Below are 10,362 nucleotides of genomic sequence, written 5' to 3'. Positions count from 1 at the left end.
CGAAGATCACGTCATCGACCGCCCCCCAGTCCAAGCCCCCGTTGCGCGCCATCAGCGCCCGCAAGGGCACCGCCCCCAGGTCGTCGGCGCGGACCGAGGACAGCGCGCCGCCAAAGCGGCCGATCGGCGTGCGGATGTAGTCGCAAAGATAGGCGTGGGTCATCTCAAACCTCGGGGACGATCAACTCGGCCACGTCGCCATCCAGGTGAAGGGGCGCGCCGGTCAGGGATTGCAGGTCGTCGAAGGACAGCGCCGCCAGCTTTTCGCGCAGCACGAAATGCCCGCCCTTGATGTCCACGACGGCCAGCGAGGTATAGATGCGCGTGACGCAGGCCACCCCGGTCAGCGGCAAGGCGCAAGCCTCCACCAGCTTGGGCTTTCCGTCCTTGGTGACATGGTCGGTGATGACCGCCACGCGTTTCGCGCCATGGACCAGATCCATCGCGCCCCCTACGGCGGGCACGCCCTTCGGTCCCGTGGACCAGTTGGCCAGATCGCCGTTCTGGGCCACCTGATAGGCGCCCAGGATCGCCACGTCCAGGTGACCACCCCGCACCATGGCGAAGCTGTCGGCATGGTGGAAGAAGGCGGTGCCGGGCTTGATCGTCACGGCCTTCTTGCCCGCGTTGATCAGATCCCAGTCCTCCTCGCCCGGCGCGGGGGCCTCTCCGAAGCCCAGGATGCCGTTTTCGGTGTGAAAGATCGCCTGGCGGCCGGGGGGCTGGAAACGGGCGACCATTTCAGGAAAGCCGATCCCCAGGTTCACATAGGCGCCGTCCTGGATGTCCTGGGCGGCACGCCAGGCGATCTGGGCATTGGTCAGCTTGGCGGTCATGCCGTCACCTTTGGATGATGCGCGTTGGCGCGGTTCAGGTCTTCTTCCTGCGCGGGGTCGGGAACGGTCACAATGGCGTCCACAAAGATGCCGGGGGTGACGACCTCCTCCGGGTCGATGCCGCCGGGTTCCACCGCGCGGCTGACCTGCACCACCGTGCGCGCCGCAGCCATCGCCATGAGGGGCGCGAAGTTCCGCGCGGCCATGCGATAGGTCAGGTTGCCCAGATGATCGCCGGTTTCCGCCTTGATCAGCGCGAAGTCGGCCTTGAGCCAGCGCTCCTGGACATAGCTGCGCCCGTCGAACTCCGCCACCGGCTTGCCCTTGGCCAGATCCGTGCCGAAGCCCGTGGGCGTATAGAAGGCCGGGATCCCCGCCCCGCCCGCGCGGATGCGTTCGGCCAGGGTGCCCTGTGGGACCAGTTCCAGCGCGATCTCTCCGGCCAGGTACTTGTCGGTGAAGACGCGGGGATCGGCGGACCGGGGGAAGGAACAGACCATCTTCGCGACCATGCCCTGTTCGATCATGGCCGCGATGCCGACATGGCCGTTGCCCGCGTTGTTGTTGATGATGGTCAGGTTCCGGGGGCTGCCGGTCGCCAGGTAACGGTCGATCAGGGCGTGGATCAGTTCGATCGGCGCGCCCGATCCGCCGAAACCGCCGATCATGACCGATGCGCCGTCTGGAATGTCGGCCACGGCCTGGGCCAGGGTCGCAATGCGCTTGTCCATGGATCCTCCTGCGTTTCCTTCGCCCTTAGATCCGGCGCGCCATGCTGCACAGGCTTTTCGTGCGCATCTTGACTTTTGTTCGCAACGCGGTCGACTCCGTGCGCATGGCGAACAAGGACACCATCGGATCTCTTGCCAAGGGCCTGCGCGTGATCGAGGCGTTTCGCGCCGAACACCCCCGCATGTCTATTTCCGATGTATCCGACGCCACCGGGCTTGATCGCGCCACGGCGCGGCGCTGCCTGCTGACGCTGCATCAGCTGGGCTATGCCGATTACGACGGCAAGTTCTTCACGCTGACCGCCCGCGTGCTGCGGCTGGGCATGGGGGCCCTGGCCGCGATGCCCCTGGCGCAGATGGTGCAGCCCTGGCTGGACCAGCTGTCGGACCGGATCGGCCAGTCCACATCCGTGTCGATCCTGGACGGGACCGAGATCGTCTATCTGGCCCGGGCGGCGCAGCGGCGGGTCATGTCCATCGGGTTGATGCCCGGATCGCGCCTGCCCGCGCATTGCACGTCGATGGGGCGGGTGCTGCTGGCGGCCCTGCCCGCCCCCGAGGCCCGCGCCATCGTCGAGGCGTCCGACCTGACCCCGCGCACCCCCCACAGCCTGACCGACCCGGCCGAGATCATGGCCCGCGTCGATGCCGCCCGCCGCGACGGATACGCGGTCATCGACCAGGAGGTCGAACTGGGCCTGCGGTCGATCGCCGTGCCGCTTTTTTCCGTGCATGGCCGCGTCGTGGCGGCGCTGAATACCGGCGTCGCGGCGGTCCAGGCGGAGGCGGCCGATCTGGCCCGGCTGTATCTGGAGCCGCTTCTGAAGGTGCAGGACGGGCTGCGGCGCGTGCTGCGCTAGCTGCCCCAGGCCAGGTCTTGGGGCCGTGCCGCAAGCCTCATATCATTTTGTCGCGAAGATCCATCCCGGCGGCGGCGCTCTCTGGCACGCTGCGTCACGTAACGTCCGCAGCGTCGCGCGATAGGTAATCCATGGCACAGTCTTCCACCCCCCGGCGCTTCACCTTCCTGCTTCTGGACCGCTTCACCATGCTGCCCTTCGCTGCGGCACTGGATGCCCTGCGCCTGGCCAACAAGATGGCCGGCACCCAGCTTTACGACTGGCGCCTGATCGGGGCCGGGGGCGGATTCGCCACCTGTTCCAACGGATCGCAGATCCGGCTGGACGGCGGGCTCGACGATGATGCCGCCTTGGGCCGCGACGATGTGGTGATCGTCTGCGGGGGCGATGCGATCACCGCGCAGGCGACGCGGCCGGTGCTGGCATGGCTGCGCAGGCAGGCCCGGGCGGGGGTGACGCTGGGCGCCGTCTGCACGGGCGCGCATGTGCTGGCCAAGGCGGGGCTGCTGGACGGGCGGCGCGCCACGATCCATTGGGAAAACCACGATTCCTTCACCGAAACCTTCCCCGAGGTCGATCTGCACCGGCAGGTCTTTGTGGATGACGGCGCGCGGCTGACGGCGGGGGGCGGCACATCCTCGATCGACATGATGCTGCATGTGATCGGCCAGGCGCAGGGGGCGGATCTGGCGTCCCAGATCGCCGACCAGATGCTGCATACCACGATCCGCACGGGGCGCGATCACCAGCGGCTGTCCATCGCCACCCGCATCGGCATCCGCCATCCCCGCCTGGCCGCCGTGGTGGCGCGGATCGAGGCGAACCTGGAAAACCCCGTCAGCCCCTCGCGGCTTGCGGCCGATGCGGGCATGTCCACCCGCCAGTTGGAACGGCTGTTCATGCGGTATCTGAACCGCAGCCCGAAACGCTATTACCTGGAAGCCCGCCTGACCCGCGCGCGGCAGTTGCTGCTGAACACCGACCTGCCATTGATCGAGATCGCCATCGCCTGCGGGTTCTCCAGTTCCTCGCATTTCTCGAAATGCTATCGGGAACGCTATGGGACATCGCCATACCGCGAACGGGGGGTGCAGAAGGCCGGGACCGTGGTCGCGCTGCCTGGGTGTTCCGACACGGTCCTGGCCCTGGCAAGCTGAGGCATGGTGCGTGCAAGCACGCACCCTACATGGCGGTCAACCCTGGGGCCTGACATGTGGCGGCGGGGACAGGATCAGGCTTGGACCTGACTGGTCCTCCGCCATTGCTCGGGCGTCATCCCGACCGTGTCGCGGAACACGCGGATCAGGTGGGATGCGTCGCAAAAGCCGGTTTCGGCGGCGACCTGGCTGATGGTGCGGTCGGGGCGTGACAGCAGCATCCGCACCTGGGACAGGCGGATGCGCATGAAGGCGTCGGCCGGCGACATCGACAGGGATGCGGCGAAATGGCGTTCCAGCTTGCGGCGGCTGACCTGAAGATGGGCGGCCACCTCGGCCACCGGGGGCGGCGAATCCATGTTCTGCTGCAGCATCAGCAGGGCGCGGCGGACCAGCGGGTCGTCGGACTTCAATTCCAGCGGCAGGCCGGGCTGGGGATCGTCGGCGGCCATCGCCTCGTCGATGATCATGATGTGCAGGCTTTTCTGCGCCGCCGCCCGACCGATGTGCCGGTCGATCAGGAAGGCCGCCAGATGCGCGGAACTGGCGCCCCCCGAACAGGTCAGCCGGTCGCGGTCCACCACGAAGATGCGGTCGGACACCGGGCGCAGCCCGTCGAACTGTTCCAGGAAATCCTCGTGGTGGAACCAACTGACGCAGCAGCGGTATCCGTTCATCAGCCCCGCCCGGTGCAGGATGAAGGCCCCCGTGCAGACGCCCACCAGCGGCACCCCCGCCTTGGCCGCGCGGTGCAGGAAGGCGGTGTATTCGGGTTCCAGCCGCTCGATCTCGTCGATCAGGCCGCCGACCACGACGATGTAGTCGAAGCGCGACGGATCGCCCAGCTTCTCGTCCGGCGACACGGCGATGCCGCAGCTTGACTGCACCGGCTGGCCCGATGTCGCCAGCACCCGCCAGGAACAGCGGATCGGACGGGATCGGTCGCCCTCGTCGGCGGCCAGCCGCAGCACGTCCACGAAGTTGGCGAAGGCCGACAGCGTGAAGCGCCGGGCCAGCAGAAAGCCGACGCGCAGGCGAAGGGAATCGGGCTTGGGAAGAACGGTATCGCGCATGACGCAAATATAACATTTTCCTGGCGCAGCCATCCAGTCATGACCAGGCCCTTTCTGGCAGTTTCGAACCATACCGGATTCGCCCCTGCAAGGTTCGCCAGCCATGACCCATTTTTCCGCCTTTTCGCTGCTCAAACAGGCGCTCAACGGCCACAAGGGTTGGCGCGAACAATGGCCCGACAGCCAGCCCAAGGCCGAATATGACGTGGTGATCGTCGGCGCGGGCGGGCATGGCCTGGGCGCGGCCTATTACCTGGCCAAGGAACACGGCATCACCAATGTCGCGGTGATCGACAAGGGCTGGCTGGGCGGCGGCAACACGGGCCGCAACACCACCATCATCCGGTCGAACTACCTGTATGACGAAAGCGCCAAGCTGTATGACCATGCGCTGGATCTGTGGGACGGCCTTTCGCAGGAACTGAACTACAACGTGATGTATTCCAAGCGCGGCGTGCTGATGCTGGCGCATAACGTCCATGACGTGCAGTCCTTCCAGCGGCACGTGAACTCCAACCGGCTGAACGGCGTCGATAACCGCTGGCTGTCCAAGGAGGAATGCAAGGCCTTCTGCCCGCCGCTGAACATTTCGCCCGACGCGCGTTATCCGGTGATGGGCGGGGCCTTGCAGATGCGGGCGGGCACGGCGCGCCATGACGCGGTGGCCTGGGGCTATGCCCGCGCCGCCGCCGCGCGGGGCGTGGACATCATCCAGAACTGCGCGGTCAACGCGATCCGGCGCGGGCCGGACGGCGCGGTGATCGGCGTCGATACCGCCAAGGGCTTCATCCGCGCGAAAAAGGTCGCCGTCTCGGCGGCGGGCAACACCAGCGTCGTGATGGACAGCGCCGGGCTGCGGATGCCGCTCGAAAGCTTCCCCCTCCAGGCGCTTGTCAGCGAGCCGGTGAAGCCGATCTTCCCCTGCGTGGTCATGTCGAACACCGTCCACGCCTATATCAGCCAGTCCGACAAGGGCGAACTGGTGATCGGGTCCGGCACCGACCAATACACCAGCTATAGCCAACGCGGCGGCCTGCCGCTGATCGAGCATACCGTGGCCGCCATCTGCGAGGTCTTCCCGATCTTCACGCGGATGCGGATGCTGCGCAAATGGGGCGGCATCGTCGATGTGACCCCCGACCGGTCCGCCATCCTGGGCAAGACGCCCATCAAGGGCCTTTACGTCAACTGCGGCTGGGGCACGGGCGGCTTCAAGGCCACGCCGGGGGCGGCGCATCTGCTGGCATACACTGTGGCCAAGGACGAACCGCATCCGCTGAACGCGCCCTTCACGCTGGAACGCTTCACCACCGGCCGGCTGATCGACGAAGCCGCCGCCGCTGCCGTCGCGCATTGAGGAACCCGCCCATGCTGCTGATCCACTGCCCTTATTGCGAAGACACCCTGCCCGAGCTGGAATTCACCTATGCAGGCGAGGCGCATATCGCGCGTCCCGCCGATCCGTCGGCCCTGTCGGACGAGGAATGGCGCGACTTCCTGTTCATCCGCACCAATGCGCGCGGGCCCCATTACGAACGCTGGCGCCATGTCAGTTGCGGACGCTTCTTCAACGCCCTGCGCGACACGGTCAGCGACCGTTTCCTGATGACCTACAAGGCGGGCGAAGCCCGTCCCACCCTGACCCAAGAGGCCGCCGAATGAGCCGCTTTCGCATTCCGGGCAAGGGCCGCGTCGATCATTCCGCGCCCGTGTCCTTCACCTTCGACGGCAAGACCTATCGCGGGTTGCGCGGCGATACGGTGGCCTCCGCCCTGCTGGCCAATGGCGTCCACCTGATGGGCCGGTCCTTCAAGTATCACCGCCCGCGCGGCGCCGTGACCGCCGGGTCCGAGGAGCCGAACGCCCTGATCGGCACCAGCCGGGGCGCAGGTCGGTTCGAGCCGAACACCCGCGCCACTGTGCAGGAACTGCGGGCGGGCCTGGTCACGGAAAGCCAGAACAAGTGGCCGAACCTGTCCTTTGACATCGGCGCGGTGAACGACCGGGCCTATATGCTGTTCTCGGCAGGCTTTTACTACAAGACCTTCATGTGGCCGAAGTCCTTCTGGGACAAGGTCTATGAACCCGTGATCCGGGGCGCGGCGGGCTTGGGCAAGTCGCCCACGGAAGTCGATCCCGACCATTATGCCAGCCGCTATCTGCATACCGACGTGCTGATCGTCGGCGCGGGGCCTGCGGGGATCGCGGCGGCCCTGGCTGCGGCGCAGTCGGGCGCGGATGTGACGCTGGTCGATGAAAACCCGGAAATGGGCGGCTCGCTTTTGTCCGACCCGGCCGTCCAGATCGACGGCAAGCCCGCCTGGGACTGGGTCGATGCGCAACTGGGCCGCCTGCGGGCCGCCGGGGTGCGGCTGATGACGCGGACCACGGCCATCGGCTATTACCACCAGAACATGGTTGGCCTTTGCCAGCGGCTGACGGATCACCTGGACAACCCGCCCAAGGGCGCGCCCCGCGAACGCATGTGGCGGGTGCGCGCGGGCCAGGTCGTGCTGGCGCAGGGCGCGCTGGAAAAGCCGCTGGTCTTCGACGGCAACGACCGTCCCGGCGTGATGCTGGCGGGCGCGGCGCAGACCTATCTGCACAGATACGGCGTCAAGGTGGGCGACAGTCCCGCCGTCCTGACCAGCCATGACAGCGCCTGGTACGCGGCATTCGACCTGGCCGACAACGGCGCCCGCGTCGCGGCGATCATCGACACGCGCGACACCCCGCGCCCCGATCTGCTGGAGGGCGCCCGCAAGCGCGGGATCGAGGTGCTGGCGGGCCATACCGTCACCACCACCAAGGGCCGGCTGCGGGTGAAATCCGTCCGCGCCGCCCCCGTGCGGGGCACCCATGTCGGCAGGGGCCGCGACATCGCCTGCGACTGCCTGCTGATGTCGGGCGGCTGGACGCCCTCGCTGCACCTGTTTTCGCACACCAAGGGTTCGCTGGCTTGGGACGCGGACGGCAACACCTTCCTGCCCGACCGCAAGACCGAGGGATGCGAGATCGCGGGCGCGGGCCGGGGCCTCTGGGGTTATCAGGCGGTGCTGGCGGATGGCGCGGCTGCGGGCCTGCGCGCGCTGCAAGGCCTGGGCCGTGCGGGCCACGAGGGGCGTTTCACCGTGGCGAACGACCGGCCCGGCACCGGGGTCAGCCATACCGAACTGCCGACCGACGGCAATGCGGGCAAGGCGCGGGCCTTCATCGACTTCCAGAACGACGTGACCGCCAAGGACATCCGCCTGGCCGTGCGCGAGGGGATGCGGTCGATCGAACACGTCAAGCGCTATACCACCAACGGCATGGCGACCGACCAGGGCAAGATGTCGAACATCAACGGCTTGATGATCGCCGCCGATGCCCTGGGCAAGGCGCCGCCGCAGGTGGGCCTGACGACCTTCCGCCCGCCCTATACGCCGACCAGCTTCGGGGCCTTCTGCGGATACCTGCGCGGCGAGACCTTCCAGCTGACCCGCAAGACGCCCATCGACCCCTGGGCCGAGGCGAATGGCGCCGTCTTCGAACCCGTCGCCCAATGGCGCCGCGCCTGGTATTTCCCCAAACCCGGCGAGGACATGCATGCCGCCGTGTTGCGCGAATGCAAGGCCACGCGGGCGTCCCTGGGGATCTTCGACGCATCCACCCTGGGCAAGATCGAGGTCGCGGGCCCTGATGCGGTCGAATTCATGAACCGCATGTACACCAACCCCTGGACCAAGCTGGCCCCCGGCCGCTGCCGCTACGGGTTGCTCCTGGGCGAGGACGGCTTCATCCGCGACGATGGTGTCATCGGGCGGCTGTCACCCGATCTGTTCCACGTCACCACCACCACCGGCGGCGCGGCCCGCGTGCTGACGATGATGGAGGACTACCTCCAGACCGAATGGCCGGATCTGGATGTCTGGCTGACCTCGACCACGGAACAATGGGCGACCGTCGCGCTGAACGGGCCGAACGCGCTGAAGATGCTGAAGCCGCTGGTCCAGGGCGTGGACTGGGACGACTTCCCGCACATGTCCTGCGCCGAATGCACCGTGGCAGACCTGCCCGCACGCCTGTTCCGCCTGTCCTTCACCGGAGAGATCGGCTTCGAGGTGAACGTCCCCGCCCGCCACGGCCTGGCCCTGTGGACCGCGCTGATGGAGGCTGGAAAGCCCTATGACATCTGCCCCTATGGCACGGAAACCATGCACGTTTTGCGGGCCGAGAAGGGCTATATCATCGTGGGCCAGGACACCGACGGCACGGTGACGCCCGCCGATGCGGGCCTGGACTGGGCGGTCGGCAAGGCCAAGAAGGACTTCGTGGGCAAGCGTTCCTTGTCGCGCCCCGACATCACAGCCAAGGGCCGCAAGCAGCTTGTGGGCCTGCTGACCGAGGACGGCAGCCTGCTGCAGGAAGGCGCGCAGATCGTGCTGGATCCGAACCAGCCCAAGCCCATGAAGATGGTGGGCCATGTCACTTCGTCCTATCAGTCCACCATGGGCCATCCCATCGCCATGGCGGTGATCGAGGGCGGGTTCGACAAGATGGGCGAGACGGTCTTCATCCCCATGCCGGACGGGGTGCGCAAGGCGCGCGTCACCTCGACCGTGTTCTATGACCCCGACAACACGCGGCTGAAAGCGTAAGGAGCCACGCGATGACGAACCAGAAGCATCAGTTCGACGCCTCGCCCGTGGTGGTCGAGGATCTGGCCCCCGCCCTGCGCCTGTCGCTGCGCGTCAAGCCGGCGCATCGCGCGACCCTGGGCCAGGCGCTTGGGCTGGACCTGCCCACCCGCGTGGGTGCCTGCAAGGTGGCGGGGGGAACCGAGGCGCTGTGCCTTGGCCCCGACGAATGGCTGATCACCGCGCCCGAGGGAACGGATCTGGCCAGCCCCGCGTGCGCCGTCTATGCCACCGCGCCGCACAGCCTGGTGGACATCAGCGACCGGGAAATCACGCTGCGCCTGTCCGGTCCCGCGGTGCTGGACCTGCTGGCGGCCTGCTGCCCCCGCAATGTCGCGGCGATGCCCGTGGGTTCGGCCGCGCGCACCGTCTTCGACAGCGCCACCGTGATCCTGTGGCGCGACGGCCCGACCGATTTCCGCATGGACATCTGGCGCAGCTTCGTCCCGCATGTCCGGTCGCTGCTGTCCCAGGTTCAGGGGGAAATCGCGGCGGGGCTCTAGGCCCCGATCAGGAGGGCGGGATTTCCACCATCTTGCCGCTTTGCGCCGGGGTGATCAGCGCGGACAGGTCGAACCCTTCGGCCCGCGCGGTCGCCAGGTAATCGTCGCGCGCGGCCTGCGGCAGATCGCGGCTGCGCGCCAGCAGCCACAGGTTCTTGCGATCGGGCGTGCCCACAAGCGACACGGAATAATCCTCGGCCAGGCGCAGGATCCAGTAATCGCCCTTGGTGAAGGGGATCCAGCGCAGGTATTCCGGCAGGAAGCTGACCGTCAGGCGCGCATTGCTGTCATCGACGGGCTTGGCCTGACCCAAGGCCTGCGTGGGCTTGCCGTCCTCGTCCAGGCAGCGGTTGTCCACGCGGATGGTGCCGTCGTCGTTCAGGCTGTAGGTCGCGGTGACATCCCGCGCGCCGTCCGGTTCCCATTTCAGCGGCAGGCGGCAAAGCTCGAACCAGGTGCCAAGATAGCGGTCCAGATCGACATGGGCGACGGTGTTGGGCGTTGCGGACATGGAAACCTCCTG

10 protein-coding genes and 1 pseudogene are annotated in these 10,362 nt (G+C 67.3%); 6 read left to right on the top strand and 5 right to left on the bottom strand.

The genetic code is table 11. From position 1 onward, the window contains the following. The 3 genes and pseudogenes from CK944_RS13625 to CK944_RS13615 form a co-directional block, all read right to left on the bottom strand. Window positions 1-163 (bottom strand): annotated as a pseudogene (locus tag CK944_RS13625) (3-oxoadipyl-CoA thiolase); the annotation flags it as partial. 1 nt (window position 164) lies between these two features. Continuing rightward, window positions 165-836 carry a 3-oxoacid CoA-transferase subunit B gene (locus CK944_RS13620; protein WP_103173608.1) on the bottom strand — a complete coding sequence of 224 codons (672 nt, stop codon included), beginning with the start codon at window positions 834-836 and terminating at the stop codon, window positions 165-167. Then, the gene (locus CK944_RS13615) at window positions 833-1,567 is read right to left on the bottom strand and encodes a 3-oxoacid CoA-transferase subunit A (RefSeq protein WP_103173607.1); all 735 of its coding nucleotides are present in this window, start codon (window positions 1,565-1,567) and stop codon (window positions 833-835) included. Before CK944_RS13615 ends, CK944_RS13620 begins: the two co-directional genes overlap by 4 nt. A gap of 104 nt (window positions 1,568-1,671) precedes the next feature. On the opposite strand from CK944_RS13615, the gene CK944_RS13610 reads away from it, so the two are divergent. Both CK944_RS13610 and CK944_RS13605 read left to right on the top strand, forming a co-directional pair. Beyond that, window positions 1,672-2,427, top strand: a complete 756-nt coding sequence (locus tag CK944_RS13610; RefSeq protein ID WP_103173616.1) for an IclR family transcriptional regulator C-terminal domain-containing protein — start codon at window positions 1,672-1,674, stop codon at window positions 2,425-2,427. 131 nt (window positions 2,428-2,558) lie between these two features. Beyond that, the gene (locus CK944_RS13605) at window positions 2,559-3,584 is read left to right on the top strand and encodes a GlxA family transcriptional regulator (RefSeq protein ID WP_103173606.1); all 1,026 of its coding nucleotides are present in this window, start codon (window positions 2,559-2,561) and stop codon (window positions 3,582-3,584) included. 74 nt (window positions 3,585-3,658) lie between these two features. Here the strand turns inward: CK944_RS13605 and CK944_RS13600 are convergent, their stop codons facing one another. After that, window positions 3,659-4,657 (bottom strand): GlxA family transcriptional regulator, encoded by a 999-nt coding sequence (locus tag CK944_RS13600; protein WP_103173605.1) that lies wholly within the window; start codon window positions 4,655-4,657, stop codon window positions 3,659-3,661. 103 nt (window positions 4,658-4,760) lie between these two features. Here CK944_RS13600 and CK944_RS13595 point away from each other — a divergent pair, with 103 nt between their 5' ends. The 4 genes from CK944_RS13595 to CK944_RS13580 are packed head-to-tail and all read left to right on the top strand — an operon-like array spanning window position 4,761 to window position 9,839. Beyond that, entirely contained in the window at window positions 4,761-6,014 is a 1,254-nt protein-coding gene (locus CK944_RS13595; protein WP_103173604.1) for a sarcosine oxidase subunit beta family protein, read from the top strand. Between the two features lie 11 nt (window positions 6,015-6,025). Next, window positions 6,026-6,319, top strand: coding sequence for a sarcosine oxidase subunit delta (locus CK944_RS13590; protein ID WP_103173603.1), 294 nt, complete (start codon window positions 6,026-6,028; stop codon window positions 6,317-6,319). Further along, the gene (locus CK944_RS13585) at window positions 6,316-9,297 is read left to right on the top strand and encodes a sarcosine oxidase subunit alpha (protein ID WP_103173602.1); all 2,982 of its coding nucleotides are present in this window, start codon (window positions 6,316-6,318) and stop codon (window positions 9,295-9,297) included. Before CK944_RS13590 ends, CK944_RS13585 begins: the two co-directional genes overlap by 4 nt. Window positions 9,298-9,308: 11 nt before the next feature. Beyond that, the gene (locus CK944_RS13580) at window positions 9,309-9,839 is read left to right on the top strand and encodes a sarcosine oxidase subunit gamma (protein WP_103173601.1); all 531 of its coding nucleotides are present in this window, start codon (window positions 9,309-9,311) and stop codon (window positions 9,837-9,839) included. Between the two features lie 7 nt (window positions 9,840-9,846). Here the strand turns inward: CK944_RS13580 and CK944_RS13575 are convergent, their stop codons facing one another. Next, window positions 9,847-10,350 carry a lipocalin family protein gene (locus tag CK944_RS13575; protein WP_103173615.1) on the bottom strand — a complete coding sequence of 168 codons (504 nt, stop codon included), beginning with the start codon at window positions 10,348-10,350 and terminating at the stop codon, window positions 9,847-9,849. Window positions 10,351-10,362 lie beyond the last annotated feature (12 nt).

The organism is Paracoccus sp. SY (assembly GCF_002901215.1).
Classification (GTDB): Bacteria; Pseudomonadota; Alphaproteobacteria; order Rhodobacterales; family Rhodobacteraceae; genus Paracoccus; species Paracoccus acridae.
This window is presented reverse-complemented; position numbering and strand designations above follow the sequence as displayed.